Annotated in this window: 21 protein-coding genes; 10 read left to right on the top strand and 11 right to left on the bottom strand. The window is 43.7% G+C overall.

The genetic code is table 11. The features are described from left to right. Window positions 1-45: 45 nt before the first annotated feature. Window positions 46-864 (bottom strand): carbonic anhydrase, encoded by an 819-nt coding sequence (locus tag ACM0OZ_RS23180; protein WP_414585169.1) that lies wholly within the window; start codon window positions 862-864, stop codon window positions 46-48. 326 nt (window positions 865-1,190) lie between these two features. Then, a complete protein-coding gene (locus ACM0OZ_RS23185; protein WP_414585170.1) occupies window positions 1,191-1,388 on the bottom strand; it encodes a hypothetical protein in 198 nt (65 codons plus the stop codon). A 176-nt stretch (window positions 1,389-1,564) separates the two neighbouring features. Between ACM0OZ_RS23185 and ACM0OZ_RS23190 the strand changes: the two genes are divergently transcribed. Beyond that, the gene (locus ACM0OZ_RS23190; RefSeq protein ID WP_414585171.1) at window positions 1,565-1,804 is read left to right on the top strand and encodes a hypothetical protein; all 240 of its coding nucleotides are present in this window, start codon (window positions 1,565-1,567) and stop codon (window positions 1,802-1,804) included. Between the two features lie 93 nt (window positions 1,805-1,897). On the opposite strand, the gene ACM0OZ_RS23195 is transcribed toward ACM0OZ_RS23190, so the two are convergent. Further along, on the bottom strand, window positions 1,898-2,500 hold the full coding sequence (locus ACM0OZ_RS23195) for a cytochrome b (RefSeq protein WP_414585173.1): 603 nt from the start codon (window positions 2,498-2,500) through the stop codon (window positions 1,898-1,900). Between the two features lie 386 nt (window positions 2,501-2,886). After that, window positions 2,887-4,437: a flavin monoamine oxidase family protein gene (locus ACM0OZ_RS23200; RefSeq protein WP_414585174.1), complete on the bottom strand. Its 1,551-nt coding sequence runs from the start codon at window positions 4,435-4,437 to the stop codon at window positions 2,887-2,889. Window positions 4,438-5,058: 621 nt separating this feature from the next. Here ACM0OZ_RS23200 and ACM0OZ_RS23205 point away from each other — a divergent pair. From ACM0OZ_RS23205 to ACM0OZ_RS23215, 3 genes are all read left to right on the top strand, one after another. Further along, complete coding sequence (locus ACM0OZ_RS23205) at window positions 5,059-6,063, top strand: aldo/keto reductase (protein ID WP_414585175.1); 1,005 nt, start codon at window positions 5,059-5,061, stop codon at window positions 6,061-6,063. 214 nt (window positions 6,064-6,277) lie between these two features. Further along, on the top strand, window positions 6,278-7,567 hold the full coding sequence (iscB, locus tag ACM0OZ_RS23210) for an RNA-guided endonuclease IscB (protein ID WP_414585176.1): 1,290 nt from the start codon (window positions 6,278-6,280) through the stop codon (window positions 7,565-7,567). Between the two features lie 104 nt (window positions 7,568-7,671). Next, complete coding sequence (locus ACM0OZ_RS23215) at window positions 7,672-8,268, top strand: TetR family transcriptional regulator (protein ID WP_414585177.1); 597 nt, start codon at window positions 7,672-7,674, stop codon at window positions 8,266-8,268. Between the two features lie 7 nt (window positions 8,269-8,275). Here the strand turns inward: ACM0OZ_RS23215 and ACM0OZ_RS23220 are convergent, their stop codons facing one another. The 3 genes from ACM0OZ_RS23220 to ACM0OZ_RS23230 are packed head-to-tail and all read right to left on the bottom strand — an operon-like array spanning window position 8,276 to window position 11,047. Continuing rightward, window positions 8,276-8,815 carry a DOMON-like domain-containing protein gene (locus ACM0OZ_RS23220; RefSeq protein ID WP_414585178.1) on the bottom strand — a complete coding sequence of 180 codons (540 nt, stop codon included), beginning with the start codon at window positions 8,813-8,815 and terminating at the stop codon, window positions 8,276-8,278. Beyond that, on the bottom strand, window positions 8,812-9,930 hold the full coding sequence (locus ACM0OZ_RS23225; protein WP_414585179.1) for a phosphotransferase enzyme family protein: 1,119 nt from the start codon (window positions 9,928-9,930) through the stop codon (window positions 8,812-8,814). The genes ACM0OZ_RS23220 and ACM0OZ_RS23225 overlap by 4 nt, the downstream gene beginning before the upstream one ends. Beyond that, window positions 9,899-11,047: an RRXRR domain-containing protein gene (locus ACM0OZ_RS23230; protein WP_414585180.1), complete on the bottom strand. Its 1,149-nt coding sequence runs from the start codon at window positions 11,045-11,047 to the stop codon at window positions 9,899-9,901. The genes ACM0OZ_RS23225 and ACM0OZ_RS23230 overlap by 32 nt, the downstream gene beginning before the upstream one ends. Before the next feature lie 366 nt (window positions 11,048-11,413). Between ACM0OZ_RS23230 and ACM0OZ_RS23235 the strand changes: the two genes are divergently transcribed. After that, window positions 11,414-11,833: a XisH family protein gene (locus tag ACM0OZ_RS23235; RefSeq protein WP_414585181.1), complete on the top strand. Its 420-nt coding sequence runs from the start codon at window positions 11,414-11,416 to the stop codon at window positions 11,831-11,833. Then, complete coding sequence (locus ACM0OZ_RS23240) at window positions 11,821-12,156, top strand: XisI protein (protein ID WP_414585182.1); 336 nt, start codon at window positions 11,821-11,823, stop codon at window positions 12,154-12,156. The genes ACM0OZ_RS23235 and ACM0OZ_RS23240 overlap by 13 nt, the downstream gene beginning before the upstream one ends. A 101-nt stretch (window positions 12,157-12,257) precedes the next feature. On the opposite strand, the gene ACM0OZ_RS23245 is transcribed toward ACM0OZ_RS23240, so the two are convergent. Then, window positions 12,258-12,452: a DUF433 domain-containing protein gene (locus ACM0OZ_RS23245; RefSeq protein ID WP_414585183.1), complete on the bottom strand. Its 195-nt coding sequence runs from the start codon at window positions 12,450-12,452 to the stop codon at window positions 12,258-12,260. A gap of 279 nt (window positions 12,453-12,731) precedes the next feature. On the opposite strand from ACM0OZ_RS23245, the gene ACM0OZ_RS23250 reads away from it, so the two are divergent. The 3 genes from ACM0OZ_RS23250 (at window position 12,732) to ACM0OZ_RS23260 (ending at window position 15,962) form a co-directional block, all read left to right on the top strand. Next, window positions 12,732-14,231: a pentapeptide repeat-containing protein gene (locus tag ACM0OZ_RS23250; protein WP_414585184.1), complete on the top strand. Its 1,500-nt coding sequence runs from the start codon at window positions 12,732-12,734 to the stop codon at window positions 14,229-14,231. 104 nt (window positions 14,232-14,335) lie between these two features. Continuing rightward, a complete protein-coding gene (locus ACM0OZ_RS23255; protein ID WP_414585185.1) occupies window positions 14,336-15,190 on the top strand; it encodes a ParA family protein in 855 nt (284 codons plus the stop codon). A 19-nt stretch (window positions 15,191-15,209) separates the two neighbouring features. Beyond that, complete coding sequence (locus tag ACM0OZ_RS23260; RefSeq protein ID WP_414585186.1) at window positions 15,210-15,962, top strand: hypothetical protein; 753 nt, start codon at window positions 15,210-15,212, stop codon at window positions 15,960-15,962. A 223-nt stretch (window positions 15,963-16,185) separates the two neighbouring features. Here the strand turns inward: ACM0OZ_RS23260 and ACM0OZ_RS23265 are convergent, their stop codons facing one another. From ACM0OZ_RS23265 to ACM0OZ_RS23275, 3 genes are read right to left on the bottom strand one after another with little or no spacing between them, the layout of a single operon-like run. Continuing rightward, the gene (locus tag ACM0OZ_RS23265) at window positions 16,186-16,776 is read right to left on the bottom strand and encodes a Uma2 family endonuclease (RefSeq protein WP_414585187.1); all 591 of its coding nucleotides are present in this window, start codon (window positions 16,774-16,776) and stop codon (window positions 16,186-16,188) included. Between the two features lie 45 nt (window positions 16,777-16,821). Continuing rightward, entirely contained in the window at window positions 16,822-18,000 is a 1,179-nt protein-coding gene (locus ACM0OZ_RS23270) for an AGE family epimerase/isomerase (protein ID WP_414585188.1), read from the bottom strand. Window positions 18,001-18,052: 52 nt separating this feature from the next. Then, window positions 18,053-19,219, bottom strand: coding sequence for an RNA-guided endonuclease InsQ/TnpB family protein (locus ACM0OZ_RS23275; protein WP_414585189.1), 1,167 nt, complete (start codon window positions 19,217-19,219; stop codon window positions 18,053-18,055). Window positions 19,220-19,226: 7 nt separating this feature from the next. Between ACM0OZ_RS23275 and ACM0OZ_RS23280 the strand changes: the two genes are divergently transcribed. Next, window positions 19,227-19,376 (top strand): ribbon-helix-helix protein, CopG family, encoded by a 150-nt coding sequence (locus ACM0OZ_RS23280; protein WP_073633108.1) that lies wholly within the window; start codon window positions 19,227-19,229, stop codon window positions 19,374-19,376. Window positions 19,377-19,720: the final 344 nt, after the last annotated feature.

Below are 19,720 nucleotides of genomic sequence, written 5' to 3' on the forward strand. Positions count from 1 at the left end.
CTTTAGCGCGGGGAGGGTTCAAACTACACCTCATACTCTACCCTTTCACTTTTTTACCCGAGATCCTCGATAAATTCGCTCCATTTGCTCTGGAGAAAGCGATGTCATTGGAAACCCTTGATCTATTCTGACCGCGAGTTCGTCGCTTGGTTGAGACGCCTCAGGCTGAGTTTTGGTAGAATAGTCGCCATTGCCATTTGCAAGCGGGCTTATTGGTATCTCATCTATCTCCGATGGTGTCACTTGGTTGTGAAGCAAGACATAGCCATGCTTTTGTGGATCGTATGCCAAAACTTCTCCTGTCTCAATTTGATAAATCCAAGCATAAATATTGAGTTGTCTTTGGTAGAGCTTAGAGCGGATCACCGGATACGTCCGCAAATTTTCGATTTGCGTGAGTATATTCTCGGCAATAATGATTTCTAACAGTTCTTCCCCCGAGTATTGGCTGTAGTGGTCTAGAACCAGCCGTCGGGTAGCCTGTGCGTACTTGAGCCAGTCATGCACAAGCGGCATTTCCTCTCGCAGGCTGTCTAACTTCATTAACCCTTTCATTGCGCCGCAATGGGAGTGACCACAGACAATAATTTGTCGAATATCTAATGCTTGAACAGCATATTCAATTGTTGCCCCCTCACCCCCATTGGTTGCGCCAAATGGTGGAATAATGTTGCCAGCATTGCGGATGACAAACAATTCACCCAGCTGAGCTTGTGTAATCAGGTTTGGATCGATACGCGAATCGGAACAGGTAATAAATAATACCCTGGGTTTTTGACCATGAGAAAGTTGTTCAAACAGTTCTTGATGGGTGGAAAAATAGCTAGATTGGAATTCGCGCAGACCTTTAATTAATTTTTTCATAGAACTATCCAAACGAAGAGGCAATACCCTAAATTTTCTCAAACGATGGTCACTGTTGTATCAGAATGTTATCAATTTGTTAAAGCTGCGTAGAGTGTTTGCATACAAGAGGAGAAAAAGCACCGGAGTTATCCCCCCTATTGCTGACTTCTTTTTCTTACGTGGCTTTAAAGGCGATCGCCCGAAGAGCGATCGCACCCCACACGCTACAAGTTTTTATTAGAAAATTACAGAGAGTTTGTAATAGGAGAAAATCTGAAAATTTCAAATACAAAAGCTTTTCCCATATGAATTAGAATACTGGGAATGAATAAAGGATGCTCATACTACCTCTGTAATTCTACTAAAGCAATCTCCTCAGGATTGCCAATCAGATGCCAAAAGAGTGCGAGGTCGCCAGCAGCATTGGCAATAAACCCCAAATCTTCCGGCATTGCACCGTTATCCATTTGTGCCAAGAAGTTTTTTGCAGCAAGGATACTGCTTTGGCGTCTCAACATTTTCTGTTCTGGTCGTCCAACCATTTTTTTTATTTCAAAGTATTGAATATGATTTCTAGGATGACCGGATCACCCTTTATCCTGCATCAATCCTGGGAATAATACTTAGCGGTATAAGTCTTTTTGGGTTCCAGTTAACCTTATATAAATGTCACTAGGCATAGCATTATATCTCTCCTAAGACAGATGCAGTATCTATAATGTTGAGAGAAATTTATCGAGATAAATGTAGACGCGCCACTGCGATGGCACGGAGTGCCCGCCTGCGGCGATTGCCCAAGGGGCAGTGGCAAAGCCAATCGCACGGACTGCCCGCTGGAGGCGATGCTTCTAAAGGGAGCCGAGCCCTTGCAGGCGATTGCCCAAGGGGCAGTGGCAAAGCCAATCGCAACCGTAAGAGAAGTGTAGCTCAAAGCAAGGTCAACAGGAGCGTGGTATAAAGGATATCTCAATGAAATCGGCACACACAGGGAGTTAGCTCTCATGACTTTGGAGTCTGTGCGTCTGCTTTGTCTTGTTTGGTCATTTGCTCCTTATTTGTTTTTGGTTGCCTTACTGCGACTTGTTATTGTTCGGAAAACTGCCTTGAACAAACGACGTACCTGCGCCTGTAAATATCTTCTCTGAGATGCCATATGAAGGACAATCAAACCCACAAAGGCGTATGCTAGCCAAAAATGCGCGTTACCAATGAATTCAACAAGTTGGCTGTTAACATTAAACAAGTTTGGTAACACAATACCAGTGCCAAAGATAATAAAGTTTTCACCCGTAGCATTGGCAGCGAAATAGCCACTCAACGGAACCAATAGCATAAAAAAGTACAAAGCTATATGTAACACAAAGGTTCCTACCCACAGATGCGTACGCTTTTGCTGACGGCGTCTGTATTTGTGCCGAAGAACTATCAGCAGCACAAAAATCCTGGCAAGCAATAGACTCATCACTGTAACCCCAAGAGTTTTGTGAAAGTCGTAGGCAGACGAACCATTGGAAATCAGTGGCGAACCCATCATGTAAAAGCCACTAGCGAACAACAGTAGGTAGAAACTTGCCATGAGCCAATGCAAAAACCACAAGCGCTGAGCTGCTGACTTTTTTTTTGCTGGTTTTGGTTTTAACTGAAAAACTGTCATTTGGATTAAACCCGTGATTAACAATCGACTGGAAATGTACAAGCTGAAACTGATTTGTGTAAGCACAGATTATGTGTTCAGAAAATCAGCCAAGAAAATACTTCTACTTATTTTTATAGGGGGAATTGAGATAAACTTATGCACAAATCAGGTAAACGCTCCTTTACGCCTCGTTACTTAAAGAAGCTCAACGAGAAAGGTTTATGATGCGGGGTAATATTAATGATGGAAAAAATTTCAGTTTGTAGGCAGAGCTTTTATTTGATACAAAAACAAGACCAACACCAGAAATGTAATCGTTTGGTGTTGGTCTTATTTTTATCACGAAACTTTTTTTGATTCACGCCTCAAACCAGCCGTATAAATCGACAGACGAGTAAATATTATTAAGCAACTTGAGCCAGTTGGCGATTTTGTTTTGTTTGTGTAGTATTGCTATATTCCGAACCGAGCAAAGAGTCATTTGTTGCCACTTTCACTGTCGCATGAGAAACGATATCATAAACAGCTTCAAGTGCTGACTCAATCGAACCTTGCAACCAAGCAGGAAATCTCGAACAATGTTCACCAGCAAAGAACATATTATTTTGAGGTCTAGCAGCTTCGAGATAATTCACTGTATGGTTCGACTCAACTGAAGTATCATTACCCCAATGTACGGTGCAACCACCTGCACTCCATTCGTAATTACCCCAAGCAATCGAAGCAACGTTACTTACCATACCTTCAGCTAACAATTCCGGATGCACCTTACCAACAACATCTTTAACATAATCATGACGTTGTTGCTCAGTCATATTTCCCAAAACATCAGCATCATCACCAATCGTATAGCTCGCGAGCATGACGCTACCGTGATTCGGATTAAATTTCACACTTGGGTAATATGTTTGACGAACACCAGCACCGCTAAAAGATGCACCACCGTTAATACCTTGTTGTTGCCAAAAAGCTTCTTTTGTGTGGAATGCCACCTTAGTTGCCGGACAATATATTGTATTGTGAATCGAATCCAACTTTCTGGCATCAAATCCGCTCAATTTCATTTTCCGCATTACCGAGAAGGGAATTGTGTTTAAGACATAATCGCAAATACGAGTTTGTAATTGTCCGTTTTCTAAATAATCAATTTCGGTATAGTTTTCACGCACCCGCATTGCTACTACAGGTTGGTTGCATTGAATTGGAGAATTGATAGATTCAACCAAACGGTGGATAATTTGCTCCATCCCGCCTTTGAGTTGTAATAAAGTGTGGCTCGTTTCAACTATAATGTCGCTTAGGAACATATCCAAGGCTTTGCTGCAACAAGCGCGGAAACCAGGATTATCTTGAATAAATGAGTTTAAATCGATAGTTTCGCCGTTTTCGCTGAAGTAAGGTTCTAAATCTAAACGTTCTAATTCATCCATTAAGTGTGAGTGCAAGTCAGCTTCCAAGCTTGAGCGTAAGTTACCCGGGGAGATGGTATCGACGATTGTTTTTAACCAAGCTGCAAAAAGGCGGGTTTTTTCACTGTAACGGGTATCGGTAAAAATTCCTTGATAGCGTTCTTGCAACAATCTGGGTGCATCTTTCATCCGGAAAATGTTACCTTCGATGTTCATGAAGGCGTTTTGCTCTTCAAATACGGTGACAAACTTACATAGTTTGTCAGAAAGTCCCATTTCCTTAATGTAGTGTAATGTATGTTGGTGGTCGCTGGGGATACGCATTGCTCCGAGTTCTGCGTAGGGTGCGTCAACTTCGTTACCAAAACGGTGTGTCCAGACTCTGCCACCGACGCGGTTGCTTGCTTCCATGATATCAACACTGTGACCGAGGCGTTCGAGTTCGTATGCTGCGACTAAACCTGCGATTCCGGCTCCGATGATGGTGATATGTTTGGGGGAGGAGTTTTTGAGGGAGCAGATTTCCAGCATAAATTTCGTGTCCATGACAAATACCTCGGAGTTGATGTTTGGGGTAATTTTGATATCTGCGTTACGCTTGGTTTTTACGCTTGGCGTTTGAACCGCTTCTGTTATTTGATACGGGTGGAATTGTTTGGTTTATGCACGCTTCGGCTGTGGCGGTGGAAAAAATTTTTTCTGATGGTGGGCTTCCTTAAACGAATGACCTCAATACGTTACGGGAACGCCATATTGAGCCCTCAAAGATCCCCCCTAGTACAACGTGGCGGAAATAAAGCTACCATTCCAAAGCAGTGAAAAGCCCATAGAATCAGCTTTTTGACTTTTGACTTTTGACTTTTGACTTCCGCGCAGCGGTACTAGCCCCCCTTTTCGGTCTACTGTGATCGTGGATGAGTGGGCGATTCTCCTATGCCTCCGGCACGGCTTTGCCGAACGGAGACACTTCGTGAACGCGCAGCTCACGGCAGCATTTTTTCAGGAAAGTCTGAAAGGGTAGCTTATGGCTTCAGATAGTCAAATTGCAGGCTTGCTTCAACAGATGCTCACTTTGTTGGACGGTATTAACAAGTATTGAATGACAAATATTGATTTTTGTCATTTGGATCGTTATGATAGTTTTATCATCACAGTGGAAAAGTTGCTATGTTGTCACGTCAACTTGGAAAAAACGGTCCAACAATATCGGCGCTTGGGCTTGGCTGTATGGGAATGTCTGATTTTTATGGTCCAGCCGATCGCTCGGAAAGTATTGCGACGATTCATGCAGCGCTTGATGCAGGCGTTACCTTACTGGATACAGGCGACTTTTACGGCATGGGCCACAATGAACTGCTGCTACACGAAGCGCTAGCAGGACGGCGGCGGGAAGATGTCTTCATTGCTGTCAAATTCGGTGCGCTGCGGTCTCCTGACGGCAATTTTATTGGCTTCGATGGTCGTCCTGAAGCCGTGAAGACTTCACTTGCCTATACATTGAAACGACTGGGAACCGATTACATTGACCTCTACCAGCCAGCCCGAATCGATCCGACGGTGCCCATTGAAGAGACCGTTGGGGCGATTAGCGAAATGGTGAAAGCTGGATATGTTCGCCGCATTGGGTTATCTGAAGCGGGGGTAGATGCAATTCGGCGCGCTCATGCGATTCATCCCATCACCTGGCTTCAGATCGAATATTCGCTCCTCAGTCGTAGCATTGAGAATGACATCCTGCCAACAGTGCGTGAATTGGGCATTGCTGTCACTGCTTATGGAGTGCTTTCACGAGGGTTGTTGAGCGGTCACTGGTCGAAGGAACGCTCTGAACAAGCGCAAGACTTTCGAGGACATCTGCCACGCTTCTCTGGAGAGAATCTGGATCGCAACTTGTCGCTGGTCGAAGCCCTTCGCCTTATTGCACAAGAACAGAGTGCGACGGTTGCCCAAGTGGCAATTGCTTGGGTGCTGTCGCGGGGAAACGACATTGTGCCACTGATTGGAGCACGGCGGCGCGATCGCTTGAATGAAGCGCTGGGTGCGTTGGATCTACACTTGAGCGAGGATGATCTTGCCCGGATTGAGGCAGCAGTGCCGCTGGATGCCGTGGCAGGCGATCGCTATGATCCAGGGCAAATGGCGATGCTAGATAGTCAGAAACCCCACGCCTAAAGGCGGAGGCTTGAAAAAGTCCATCTGACCAGATTAAGTACTTCGCGTACTACGTTAAAGGCAAGAGTTTAAGACCTACCAAGGAATGCTCGCGCTAGTTCCTTGCTCTAGAACTAAACAGTTAAACATCTGTACAAGGGTTAAGGAAGTGCTGTTTGGATAGTTACCGACCTTTAACATTATCGAAGCTAACATTACCCGAAAGGAGGGACAATTGTCCAAAGTATTAGTAATTGATACCAACAAAAAGCCACAGAATCCAATCAATCCAGCGCAAGCACGACAACTTTTAAGAAATGGAAAAGCGGCAGTATTTAGGCGGTTTCCGTTCACAATTATTCTTAAAGAATCCAGACCAGACGCCCCAATTCAACCACTAAGAATTAAGCTTGACCCTGGAGCAAAAACAACAGGAATAGCGATAGTCAACGATGCAACAGGCGAAGTTGTATTTGCATCTGAACTGCAACATAGAGGATTTGCAATAAGAGAATCTTTAACTTCTCGTAGACAACTACGTAGAGGAAGAAGAAATCGTAAAACTCGCTATCGCCAGCCACGTTCTGATAACAGAAAACGACCGGAAGGATGGTGGCTACCACCGAGTTTGATGACTCGTGTTCACAATATCGAAACTTGGGTCAAGAAGTTAATCAGATTTGCTCCAATCTCTGATGTATCCCAGGAATTAGTTAAGTTTGACACGCAACTTATGCAGAACCGTGAAATTATTGGTAAAGAGTACCAACAGGGTGAGCTAGCCGGATACGAAACACGCCAGTATTTACTAGAAAAGTTTGGTAGAAATTGCGTATACTGCGGTAAAGCTGATATTCCTTTGCAAGTAGAACATATTGTAGCTAGAGCTAAAGGAGGGTCAAATAGAATTTCAAATCTCACCTTAAGTTGCGAAAAATGTAATCAAAAGAAAGGCACTAAAGATATCAAAGATTTTCTCAAAAAAGAACCAGAAAAGTTAAAGAAAATATTAGCCCAATCTCAGAAACCATTAGCCGACACTGCTGCGGTAAATGCTACTAGGTTCAAACTGTTAGAAACATTGAAAGCTACAGGATTACCAGTAGAGACAGGTAGTGGCGGGTTGACTAAGTTCAATCGAACTAAGCTTGAACTAGATAAAACTCATTGGATTGACGCGGCAGTAGTAGGAAAATCGACACCTGAAAAACTCATTATCAAAGGTGTAAAGCCGTTGTTGATTAAAGCTACTGGACATGGTACTCGTCAAATGTGCGGTACAGATAAGTTTGGATTTCCAACACGCCACCGAACAAATCAACAAATTCATTTCGGTTATCAAACTGGCGATATTATTAAAGCTGTTATTAAAACAGGCAAAAAAATCGGTACTTATGTTGGTCGTGTTCTGTGTCGGGCATCTGGTAGTTTTGATATCTCAACCAAGATAGGTAGAGTTGCCGGAATCAGTCACAAATATTGTTCAGCAATTCATAAAAAGGATGGTTACTCATATGAATACTGATTTCTTGATGGCGAATAAATTCGCCTGCCCCTTACCCCCACGGATGAATCCGGGGGCTTCCACGGGGCGAGGACTTCGGTGAAAAGAGGTAAAAGACCCGTAGCATGAATGATTCAGCTTTGACACCAGAGTCGATTCTCGACGCAGCGGAAGAGGTTTTGCGTCGTTACGGTCCGGCAAAGGCGACGGTAGTCGATGTGGCTCGTTTTCTTGAGGTGAGTCACGGCACGATTTATCGGCATTTTCCCAGCAAGGCTGCTTTGCGCGATGCGGTAGCAGAACGGTGGCTGCATCGAGTCTCCGCGCCACTGGCAGTGATTGCAGAAGAACAAGGTTCTGCTGTTGAACGATTGCACCGATGGTTTCACCAACTCATGACTATCAAGCGTCAAAAAGTCCTGGACGAGCCAGAGTTGTTTGCAACTTATTCGGCGATCGCCCAAGAGGCGCGAGGGGTGGTTCAAGCTCACGTTGGTGAACTGGTTAGGCAAATCGCTCAAATCATCGAGAGCGGTATTTCCAGTAACGAGTTTAGGGTGGCTTCACCGCAGGCAGCGGCGAAAGCAGTCTTTCAAGCGACGGTTCGGTTTCACCATCCAGCTCACGCATCCGAATGGAGTGATCTGGACATCGACACGGACTTTGCCCAAGTATGGCGCTTGGTACTTGCTGGTCTTGTGGTGGGTGAGTTAAGCGTTTAGGTGCTTGTCACAACGCAATGATGAAACTGTCTCGTCGGTGAAAGTCAGCCTCAGTTCCTTCATGAGTCAATGCCCAGTAAGACACCTCACCGTCTCTGTGTTTGATGACGGTGGTGATGCCAACCTCAATGGCTTGGTTTGCTGGGACGATTTTATCTAGCTCGATATCCAGGGCGATCGCTAAACCGTCTGATAGATGCTGGATGCTAAACGGGAGTGCGGTAAAGGCTGTTTCCTCTTGCATCCCTTGACGGTATGCATCAAAGCGATAGATATTCCAGTCTCCGGCGGGGGAGAGGTTGAATTCCCAATACCGATCAGAATTCTTGATGCCTAGGAAGAACTCGAAGCAAGTGCCTTTCCACAGTTCGTGCTTTCGTGCTGGTGTGTCTGATGGTGCGGCGAACGCCACTTCTTTAACATCGCCAAGAAGCGCGTAGTGGATGGTAAATTGATTCCCTTGTCGGGCGATATTGCCTGCAATTTTCAAATCAGGTATGGGTTTAGCAGAGGGGAAGGGTTGCATTTTAAACGTCTGGTCGTTCATTTCATATCCTGGATGATGTTGCGAATCGTTGTTTCCTGAGATTCGATGCTCTCGGTAAGCTTAAACTGGACAAGCGCCCTTGCAAGGTTATGTTCTGGGTGCTTAACCTTGAAGTAAACATTCCCTGCTAAATAGTCAGCAAAGAATCTTAGTCCTAACTCAAAGGCGAGCAGACGGATTGCATCGTATATGTAGGCATAATCATTTTCCGTGAGAAACGCTTTTGCCACAGAAAGATAGCCTTGTAGAATTCCCTGACACAGATCAGTATCGAAATGAACGCTTTCCCACTGCTCGGTTTCTTCTCCGGCTCGATTACAGCCTGATCGCAGGCAATCGCCAATGTCGTAATGTACCAGACCCGGCTTAACGGTGTCGAGGTCTACTACGCTGACCGCTTGCTGGGTAGCAGTGTCGAACATAACATTGTTGATTTTTGGATCGCCGTGCATGAGGCGTAGTGGCAGATCGCCTGTGGCTTTGGCATTTTCCAGGACATGCGCCCAAACTTGGCGATCGCTCACAAACTGCAAGCAATAATTCACTTCCGGAGATTGGCGCGGCGTAGTTTTCCTTAGAACTTCGTCGTAGTGCTGAAGGTACACCGGCGTAATGTGGAACCCTTCGAGGGTGTCGGCAAGTTTTTCAGGTGGTAAATCGCTGATAAGATTGTGGAACATCCCCAGGGCATAGCCGATTTCTTTGGCGTGTGAGCGATCGTGCATTGTGTCGAAAGACTGCGAGCCTTCAATAAAGCTGATTGCCCGCCAGAACGATCCGTCAGCATCCCTCCAGTGGTCTTGAGCATCCTTGGTCAACAACACGCGGGGTACTTCCCAACGACGGTTAAGGGGGGTATGTTGTAAACGTTCGTGAATATGCTCAGTAAATATACGCGTATTCTGCATGATAAGTTGAGGATGATGAAACACTTGCGTGTTGATGCGTTGCAGGACAAAATGCTGTTCACTTGGGGAATCTAAAGTGACTAGAAAGGTGTCATTAATATTACCACTGCCAAATGATTGAACAGCCGTAACTTTCCCCTGGAGGGTGAATTGATCGGCAATGGTAACCAAATTGTCAGTGTCCTGTGTCCTGAGATTTTCCGTCATAAAACCTCGCGATAGATTTGGAAACCCGTTGCCTTTTAGGCACGGGAGGAAAAATCAACGGGTGCTGTCTTCGCCCGTCACTGCTCTTGACAACACGCCATGAGTTGTAAGTCAAAAACTTACAATCTGTAGGTATTGCGTTTTGGGTCAATCGCTTACCACTATGCAATGCATGAAGCGAAATCGTTTTTCTGTTAGGGTCTTTCTTTGTCGGAGACTCTTGCCATCCACTAACATAGGTGAAGCCATATTTAGGATGTTTCACTACAGACCCACGTTTAAAACCAGCGCTCATCGTACCGCCATAACGTGGTCTAATACCACCTTTTTGGTGTTGCAGTCGATGCAATTGACGGCGATGAAATTGTAAAGGAACTACGTCTATGAGTGATGTGTTGTCTGGTGATACATGACCACCAACGCACCAATTAGCTAGTACCCACGAATCAACACAATGAGCATCAAACTTACTAGATAGTTTGTTTTTTGACTTTTTTAGCCCTAATCGTTGCCGCATCTCATAAGTATCGTTACCTGTGCGGGTTTCCAGTCTACCAATCTGTTGCAGTTCGGAATAAAACCACCGCTTACCAACTTCTAAAGGTGAAAAAATTACATTCCACTTTCGAGCATTCTTCCAAGTTTTAGCCTTGATATCCTCAACCACAAAAGTAGTAACAGGAAACATCAAGGTTAACCATTTACAAACGCGTAATTTCCACTGCCAACGGGCAAGTGTGGATGGTGGAATTCTCCGGGTGTTAACTAGTCGGTTAACGCGATTTTGACGACACGGGGTATTGCGAAAGCGTCTAGCACGTCGCATATTCCGCCGAACTTCAATATGATCTTTAACCCAATCAACTGCGTGAGTTTGTACGTTCAAGTAGGTATGACATTTCGATTTAACCGTAAAGCCTTCGCGCTTACTCCCAGGATCAACACCTACTGCGACAGGCTGATAATTGCCGCTGGATGGTTCTACATTGAGTCGAACACAAAATACTCCTTTTTTAAAGAATGGTGTCGCCTTACCTGACTTTATCCAACGTCTCGCCCTACTAGGCGTTGTTGGCATCAAGGGTCGATTGTTTGAATCAACAACTGGTACGAACATTTTGCTATAAACCTCTTGCGAGTAAATATATCCCTTCGCTACTGACTACCAGAGAGGTTACAGACTAGGGAGGCATCCAGTAACGTCTTGTGAGTTGCCACACTCAGGTAGTTCAGTTTGGGCTATGAACCCGTAAGCTAGAAACTGGTTTAACTTGGATTAAGAAAATGGCAAAGCCTCCGCTTCCAAGCCCTGTGGCTTTAGCCCAGGATCAGTGACGTTCGTTTTTGACCTGCGCAACTCCCCACGTGATTGTATGAAGGCAATAGGGGATATGGTAGCGTAAGTTTCACCTCAGGTCTGTATAAAAATGTTGCAAGGCTCACAAACTCATTTAAAATCAGCTTAAAAAGGGTGTGAGAAGAAATGTCAGCCAAAGACCGATTCCATGAAGCAGTCAAAAAAGGTCTTCAGAAAGAACAGTGGGTGATTACACATGACCCTTTAAGGATTGAGTTTGGTGAGGAAGATGAAGTTAGAATTGACTTAGGTGCAGAACGGTTGTTAGCGGCTGAAAAAGCAGGAGAAAAGATTGCGGTTGAGATTAAAAGTTTTTTAAGTGACTCAGCATTGTTTGATTTTCATATGGCGCTGGGTCAATTTTTAAATTACCGTTTAGTTTTAGAAGCAAGTGAAAAGGAACGCATCTTATATTTAGCAGTGCCAATTGCGGCTTATGAATCTTTTTTCCAACGTGATTTACCCCAAGCATCAGTGCGGCAATATCAAGTCAAGCTGATTGTGTACGATCCAGTGGATGAGGTAATAGTCAAATGGATAAATTAGTATTTTATCGCCAGTGTATTCAAAAACTATTAACCGAATACAGCAATGTTACACCAATCAACGGCGAAATTGAGGTGCAAACAATTTTTGATACAGAACACGACCATTATCAAATTGTTGATTTGGGATGGGATAAACATCGCCGCATCTATAATTGTGTGATGCATTTGGACATTAAAGACGGGAAAATTTGGATTCAACGCAACCAGACTGATAAATTGATTGCTAATGAATTGGTAACAATGGGTGTGCCAAAGAAAGATATTGTGTTGGGCTTACAGCCTGTTTATGCAAGAGAGTATACGGGGTATGGTGTGGCGTAGGAGTATGTAGAGTTACCCCTCGCATCTATGCTTCGCTTTACCGGACAGGCTTGCAAAATATTACTTTACCTTTTAGAAAGACAAAGCATACGTAGCTTAACTTATTTGTAGGCAAAAGCAAGACAAGCTTTGATGTCTTCGGGAGTGAGTTCACAAAAGTCTTCCAAAATTTCTTCTTCCGTCATACCACCCGCAAGATATTCTAAGATGTCGTACACTGTGATTCGCATTCCTCGAATGCAGGGTTTACCACTGCGTTTCCCACGTTCGGTTGTGATGATGTCGTGGTAATTCATACCGAACGCGGGGATGCTTGCTTAGGTCTATCATAGTGGCAGCCAAGGGAGCTACGAAATCTACACCTCAGAAATCGGCGAACTTCGCTCTTTGATTGTGTGCTTGCGCCGCTGGAATTCATAGTATATGGTATCGCTTTTTTAAACATTCATCTGTTTAAGGTGAAATATCAGAGTAATCAATATCCTCTTGATGACAAAGCACTAGACTCCAATAAGATGTGATGTAAAAATATACCAATATACGGATGCAACTATTTGATATTAGGAAATGCTAAAGTGGCTAATCCAGAGCATCTTGCTGAGCTAAACAAAGGGGTTAAAAGCTGGAACCAATGGAGAAGAGAAAATCCTGGTGTCATTCCCGACCTCAAAAAGGCTAATCTCAGCCAGGCTGACTTGAGAAAAGCCGATCTCAGCCTAGCTGACTTAAGCTTTGCCGACCTTAGAGGCACTAAGTTCAGCGGAGCAAAATTCAGCGGTACTCGCCTCGCCTCAGCTAATCTCAGCAAGGCTGATCTGAGCAGCACAAACCTGAGCAAAACTGATTTAAGATTCGCCAACTTCACCAGTTCCAATCTTGGCAAAGCTAACCTGAGCAAAACTGATTTAAGATTCGCCAACTTCACTAGTTCCAATCTCAGTCAAGCCAACCTCAACGAAGCTAACCTTAGCGAAGCTTATCTTAGAAAAGCTTTTCTTAGTGAGGCTAACCTTCGCAAAGCAATGCTCAACGCAGCAAATCTCAGCTTTGCGGATTTGAGTGGAGCCAACTTGAGTCAAGCTGGGCTCAATTTAGCTGTCGTGGAAGGAGCTAACCTTCAGAATGCAGACCTAAGTTTGATTCAAGCATTGGGAAGTAATTTCAAAGGAGCGAATCTTACTGGGGTTTGCTTACAACATTGGAAAACCGATTGCAAGACCAATCTGGATGATGTGCAATGTGATTATATTTACCTAAAGAAAAGCTATAACTTTGAGTTTACCAGTTGCTACCCTAGCGATAGAACGTTTCAACCTGGAGAATTCAGTAGACAATTTAAGCAAGTCTCTGAAATCGAAGAACTCGTTTTCCCTAATGGAATTACAGAATTTTTCCAGTTTTTCCAAAAACGACAACAGCAATACACTGACAAAGTGCTTGCCATTCAGGAGCTTGAACCCAAAAGTGATAGCTCAGTTGCTGTTCGCTTAGAAGTCTTGCCGAAAGCTAACCAAGAAGACGCTAAAAGCTTCTACGAAGAACAGCTTCAACTTGCTAAAGCAACTTATACACTTCAGGCAACTACCCAAGCAATTGAGTTGTATAAACAACACAACGCTGAGATTATAGAGCTAGCGAGACTCGCTCTTGGAAAACCATCTATCAATAATGTTAATGTGGGGGCGACTGCTGTGTCGAATTCTGAAGGCTTCACCAACAATTTACAGGGTGCAAACATTGCCAATTTTTCTAATCAGATGGGCGATAACGCCCGTCAACAAGCTAACCAGTATAACTACACTCAAGAAACCAAAAGCCTTGCTGACGCTGCCAAAGAAATCCAAACACTCCTTGATCATCTCTCCCAGACCTACCGCACCGATACTATGACAGCTAAATGCGCTTTTGCAAATGAGGTCATTCAGCGTATTGACAATGATCCCTCTCTTACTCAACGCATCCTTAGCGCATTTAGTGCTGGAAGTATTTCAGCACTAGAACAGTTCCTCAATCATCCAGCTGCTAGCTTTGTCATCAGTGCGCTCGAAGACTGGCAAAAAACACGTGTAGAATGACATAGCATTATTACAGCAATGCACTCTAGGAGTCATAGATGAGCAGATTTCAGACCTCAAAACGCTAATTCATCAAAAAGTATTTATTTATAAGGAGTCATTTAATGAAAGTGCTTGCTGTTTACCATAATAAAGGTGGTGTTGGAAAAACAACAACAGTCATTAATCTTGCCGCAGCGCTAAGTAAGAAAAATAAGAGAGTTTTAGTAATTGATATAGACAGTCAAGCCAACACAACTTTTGCAACAGGGTTGGTTAAATTTCAAGATGAAATACATGACAATCTGAAAGATAACTATATCTACCAAGTAATCGCATCCAGAAATGATTATTCAATTTCAGAGGTTGCTCGAAAATCAGAATTTACAAATCCACCTTTTTATGTAATTCCTAGTCATATTGATTTAATGGAACACGAACAGGAACTAATTCAGCAGCCACAAGCTCTAACTAGACTTCTAAAAAAGCTGGATGATGTTCGTCAACAGTATGATGTTGTTTTAATTGATACTCCGCCATCACTCAATCTCTATGCACGAATTGCGTTGATTACAGCGGACTATCTGTTGATTCCATCAGACCTCCGTCCTTTTGCTAATGAAGGTTTACGAAATGTTCGTCGTTTTGTAAATGACGTGAATGAATTTCGTGACTCAATCAAGAAAGATCCAATAGAGATTCTTGGTGTGATTGCTTCTAAAGTAGGAACTTCGCCGAAGTTTGTAGAATATACACTACCTAGAATGATAGAAACTGTTGAGAAACATTATGGGTTTCCAGTATTGGATTCAAAAATTTTTGAGCGCCGCGAAACATCTAAAGCGATTGAAAGGTTAAAAGAGGTCGGTGATTTGGTGATTCCCGACCCAATTTCTATATTGGATTATGAACCTAATTCTCCAGCAGCAGAGGAGTTTAAGGATTTAGCTAAAGAAGTGATGCAGCTTGCACGTATCTAATTAATTCAAGGCAATAACAATGGAACTCTTAACCTCAATTGTTGATATCGACAGTATCCAAGTAAAAAGCCCCCCATTCGCTCCCGCACAGAAAACAACTCAAATTGATGCTTTGGCGAATACGATTATCGAATTGGGTGGTTTAGTCAATGTGCCAGTAGTGCAGCAAGTAAGTGTAGATGATTATGAACTAATTTCAGGCTATTTGGAATATTATGCTTATCTCAAAGCATGTGAACTCAATCCTCGTCTGCCGGATCGTATTACAGTCTTTGTATCTAACACTAAGAATCAAGCAGCTATTCGCCAACAACTAGAGATATTGCAAGTAATTGAAGATACTAAGCAAAATTCATCTCAGCCCACAACTCCAAAGCAGTCTGAAATCGATTTACAGATTAAGAATCTAGAGTCTTCCATCAATAACAATAATAAAATTATTTTTAATGCGCTCGAACAACTTAAAGCTGATTTACTTGCAACAATAGAGGCAAAATTGCCTCAACCCATCTCTCCAATGGATGCATTTAATCGTATCTTAGAGCCAGAAACTGCATTTCAGGTGCAACGCAAGCTGGAATTGTTTCTTGGTGCTAGTAAAGCTAAGAAAGTTGTGGTGAGGTTACAGGAAGTTAGTAAGGGTAAGAAGAATCAACCTTTCCAGCGTTTTTCTGAAATTTTGGACATATTGAGGGAACAGCAGAAAGGTAGATCGCAAAGACTAATATCGGAAGAGAAAATGATACACATTATAGATCGTTGGAATGATTAATAGCTTGTATTCTTAGCCTTTGATTGCTTATAGCTATCCGAAATTACAGTGCGAGTGCTCGCACGAGCATTGAGGAGTAAAAACGTGTGATGCAGCAACGACCTACAAATCTGCCCCAGTATAGATTAAATTGCCTGCGAACTCAATTCCTCAAACCACTGCCAGCCAAGTTGCCCTCTGTGAGGTTTAACAGGACTTACCCACGGCGATCGCACTAACTAAATCACTCACCAACAGCACCCGTTGGAAAAATCCGGCTCAAGTCCAATAAGGCATCTTCAAAACCAGGAATTGCCACTGACTGATTCGCCAGAGAAATCTGCTTGGTGAGATAGTTAAACTCACCTTGAATATTTTGATAAGGCTGACTGTAACGCTCTAATTGGTAAGCATTTAAGTTGACAATCCAATAATTGGAAATTCCGGCTTCTGCGTACAGCCCTAGCTTCGTTGTTTGGTCATAAGCCAATGTGGAATCGGAAATTTCAACAACAAGTAAAATATCTTCGGGATAGGGATGGTGAGCAAGATAATCTTCATGTCTTCCTCTTGCAATAACCACATCCGGCTCAGGCTCACTGTGATTGGCTAGAGTAATCGGATCTTGTCCACGGATAACTGCTTGATCCCCCAAAAGCCGATCCAATTGGCGACATAAGATGGAACCACAAACCGTATGAGGCGTTCCCTTTGCAGTCATTTGGATCAATTCTCCTCTAATCAATTCAATCCTGTCTCCCTCCGTTAGAAACCCGAGTGAAATCAGTCGATGATATTCGTCGATTGTGAATCGCTTTGGTTTGACAACAGTCATGGCATTCATTCAGATGTAGCGGCTTCCACTTTAAATTTAATAAATTTAATTTGCACCCAATGCCTCAAACTGCTGCCAGCAAAGATATAACGCACGCGGGACATGAAAGCACCCCTTCCATTTACCACCTTTAAGATTTAACAGCACTTCCCCACGGCGATTGAGGTAGCCAAACCACTCACCGTATTCTGGATCGGCAAAGTGCGACCAGGCGTAATCGTGCATCTTTTGATACCATTCCCGACACGCCTCACGTCCTGTCAGGCGATCGCCCATTGCCAATGCAACCAAAGATTCTAAATGAACCCACCACAGTTTCTGATCCCATTCCAATTGCTGTGGGGGATGACCGTCTGCATCCATAAAATAATACAATCCGCCGTACTCACTATCCCAAGCAAAATTGAGGATATTTAGCACCACGTCAACCGCTTGGTTAATCGTTTTAGTATCATTGCGACGACGAGCGATGTCCATGATAAACCACATCGCTTCAATACCGTGACCGGGATTAATCAGCCGTCCGTCAAAAGAATCAATATGGGAACCGTCGGGGGCGACGTTTTCGTACATCAGCCCCCGTTCTTGGTCTAGAAAATCGCTCATCACTTCCTGAACAGTCGCACTCAGGACGTTTTCAAGGGTTTCGCTGGGCAGCAGCCATTCCATTTCCAGAGTCAGGTTGGCTAAAATCATCGGTACAGCCAGAGATTTCATCGGGCGCGTACCGGGATAGGTTTTGGTATATTTGCCTTTCGGGTTGTCCTGGCGGCGCAAAACGTTGTTGTAAGCTTGCATCGCCACATCCTTTGCCCAGTCTTCACCAGAGGCGAGTGCGTATTGGCTGAAAGCCATTGCTGCAAAGCAATCAGAAAAGATATTGTAGGGCTGAACCAGTGGCTTCCCTTCACGGGTTAGTGCAAAATACCAGTTACCGTCAGCATCTCGACCATGTTCGGTAAGAAAATTAGCACCATTGCTGGCAATTTTCAGCCAGTTTTCGCGTTTTTCTAACTGGTTGTAAAGCATGGAAAAAGTCCACACCTGGCGGTTTTGCAGCCAGATAAACTTATCTGTGTCATAAACCTTACCTTCGCGATCAAGACAGGTGAAATAGCCGCCTTGCTCCCAGTCAATCGAGTGTTTTTCCCAAAATGGGAGTACGTCGTTGAGGAGCGCGTTTTTGTAAAGTTCAGCAAGCTCTTTAAAGTCGTACTGCTCCATAAAATCTACTCAAAACAGACAAAGTTGTTTAAAGTGTTTATTTCCTGCTTCGTCACAAACCGTCGGCGGCACTTGCTCCACAGGCGCATCCTCGATCAAGCCGACCCCAGTTGGATAGGTTTATCGCTGCGTTCAAATCTCTGTCCCGACTAACATTGCAAACAGGACAAACATAAACGCGTTCCTTCAGTGGCATTTTCTGCCTATAGCAACAACTAGAACAAATCTGCGAACTGGGGTAGAACCTATCAACTACCACCAGTTTTGAGCCGTAGCGCTGACACTTGTATTCAAGCTGGCGACGAAACTCGTAGAACCCACAATCGGCAATTGCAGATGCCAGTTTATGGTTAGCCAACATGCCCGACACATTCAGATCTTCAATCACAACTTCACCGTGGTTTTTGGCTAAATACGTCGTGATTTTGTGCAAATAATCGTTGCGAATGCTTGCGACCCGTCTGTGTTGACGAGCAACTTTTATATTGGCTTTGTGACGGTTATTAGATCCCTTTTGTTTGCGGCTCACTCTTCGTTGCAGCTTTGCTAGTTTATGCCTTGCCTTGCGGTACGCTTTCAAATTTGGGTACACAATACCAGTACTAAGAGTCGCTAGCGCGTTAACGCCCAAATCAACTCCCACCCGCTCAACACTTTTTGGCGTCAGGTCAACATCGGGTATTTCAACATGAAAACTGAGATACCAGTCACCCGCCTGCTGGCTAATTGTTACCTTCTTTGTAATATATTCTGGCAACGCTTCATAAGTGCGTATCCACCCAACAAAAGGTAACTTGTGACGCAAGCCACCTATCTTAATTGGTGCGCCGGAATTATCAATCGCAAAGCTATCTGATTTGCCTTTTTTCTTGAATCTCGGATACTTACCTTTCTTGGTGAAAAAACGCTTGAAAGCCTCTCCTAGATTTATAAACGCATATTGATAAACCTTGGATGACAACTCGCTCATCCATTGGTACTGTGGCTTGACATGATTGGTGAAAAACTTCTTCAGCATCCCCACGCTTGGTTTCAACCCATCTTTGTATGCTTCTTCCCAAAGCCTTAGTCCCCAGTTATACACCCAACGCGAATAACCTGCGTGTTGTGCCATCACGGTTCTCTGTTGGTTGTTTAACTTTAGCTTGATTCTAAATGCTTTGTAAGCCATTAACGCCACACCTTGAGTACAATCAAATTGTACATCAAATTGACTCAATGTTGTGATGAACAAACTAACAAAACGGTTAAATTTCCGACTAACCGAAGATGAGTATGAGTTGTTGGAGAAATATTGTGAAGCCACGGTTAGATCCAAAAATGATGTCCTAAGAGAACTGATTAGAACCTTAAAGCGCAAAACACTGGATAGTTGATTTACTGAGAGATATGCGGTTTGTAGAAGTTTTTGGCTATCTAGTAATCCTCCCCTTTGCACCAAAACCAACTGCGTCAATTATCGCCTCGCAGTAGGTAGTTCACAAATTATCGGTCATACCGATGAATCTGAAAAAAAATTTTACCAAAAAGGGGGTGAGGGGTCTTGCCCCTCATGGCAAATCTGCTATACTGTGTTAAGTAGATGCACCCTGATGATCTGGAGAGCTACCCAAGTGGCTCTCTTTTTTTTTGGCATCAGAAAATTTTGTCACCAAAAAATTTTATCAAAAAGGGGGTGAGGGGTCTTGCCCCTCATGGCAAATCTGCTATACTGTGTTAA

It is taken from the genome of Scytonema sp. PCC 10023, assembly GCF_963920835.1.
Lineage (GTDB): Bacteria > Cyanobacteriota > Cyanobacteriia > Cyanobacteriales > Nostocaceae > Kalymmatonema.

Coding starts and splice junctions, on each gene's coding strand:
- ACM0OZ_RS23260 (WP_414585186.1), top strand. CDS start 15,210: ATGGAACTCTTAACCTCAATTGTTGATATCGACAGTATCCAAGTAAAA.
- ACM0OZ_RS23270 (WP_414585188.1), bottom strand. CDS start 18,000: ATGGAGCAGTACGACTTTAAAGAGCTTGCTGAACTTTACAAAAACGCG.
- ACM0OZ_RS23200 (WP_414585174.1), bottom strand. CDS start 4,437: ATGGACACGAAATTTATGCTGGAAATCTGCTCCCTCAAAAACTCCTCC.
- ACM0OZ_RS23230 (WP_414585180.1), bottom strand. CDS start 11,047: ATGTTCGTACCAGTTGTTGATTCAAACAATCGACCCTTGATGCCAACA.
- ACM0OZ_RS23255 (WP_414585185.1), top strand. CDS start 14,336: ATGAAAGTGCTTGCTGTTTACCATAATAAAGGTGGTGTTGGAAAAACA.
- ACM0OZ_RS23220 (WP_414585178.1), bottom strand. CDS start 8,815: ATGAACGACCAGACGTTTAAAATGCAACCCTTCCCCTCTGCTAAACCC.
- ACM0OZ_RS23195 (WP_414585173.1), bottom strand. CDS start 2,500: ATGACAGTTTTTCAGTTAAAACCAAAACCAGCAAAAAAAAAGTCAGCA.
- ACM0OZ_RS23205 (WP_414585175.1), top strand. CDS start 5,059: ATGTTGTCACGTCAACTTGGAAAAAACGGTCCAACAATATCGGCGCTT.
- ACM0OZ_RS23190 (WP_414585171.1), top strand. CDS start 1,565: ATGTTGAGAGAAATTTATCGAGATAAATGTAGACGCGCCACTGCGATG.
- ACM0OZ_RS23215 (WP_414585177.1), top strand. CDS start 7,672: ATGAATGATTCAGCTTTGACACCAGAGTCGATTCTCGACGCAGCGGAA.
- ACM0OZ_RS23180 (WP_414585169.1), bottom strand. CDS start 864: ATGAAAAAATTAATTAAAGGTCTGCGCGAATTCCAATCTAGCTATTTT.
- ACM0OZ_RS23185 (WP_414585170.1), bottom strand. CDS start 1,388: ATGGTTGGACGACCAGAACAGAAAATGTTGAGACGCCAAAGCAGTATC.
- ACM0OZ_RS23240 (WP_414585182.1), top strand. CDS start 11,821: ATGGATAAATTAGTATTTTATCGCCAGTGTATTCAAAAACTATTAACC.
- ACM0OZ_RS23280 (WP_073633108.1), top strand. CDS start 19,227: ATGAACAAACTAACAAAACGGTTAAATTTCCGACTAACCGAAGATGAG.
- ACM0OZ_RS23225 (WP_414585179.1), bottom strand. CDS start 9,930: ATGACGGAAAATCTCAGGACACAGGACACTGACAATTTGGTTACCATT.
- ACM0OZ_RS23235 (WP_414585181.1), top strand. CDS start 11,414: ATGTCAGCCAAAGACCGATTCCATGAAGCAGTCAAAAAAGGTCTTCAG.
- ACM0OZ_RS23245 (WP_414585183.1), bottom strand. CDS start 12,452: ATGAATTACCACGACATCATCACAACCGAACGTGGGAAACGCAGTGGT.
- ACM0OZ_RS23265 (WP_414585187.1), bottom strand. CDS start 16,776: ATGACTGTTGTCAAACCAAAGCGATTCACAATCGACGAATATCATCGA.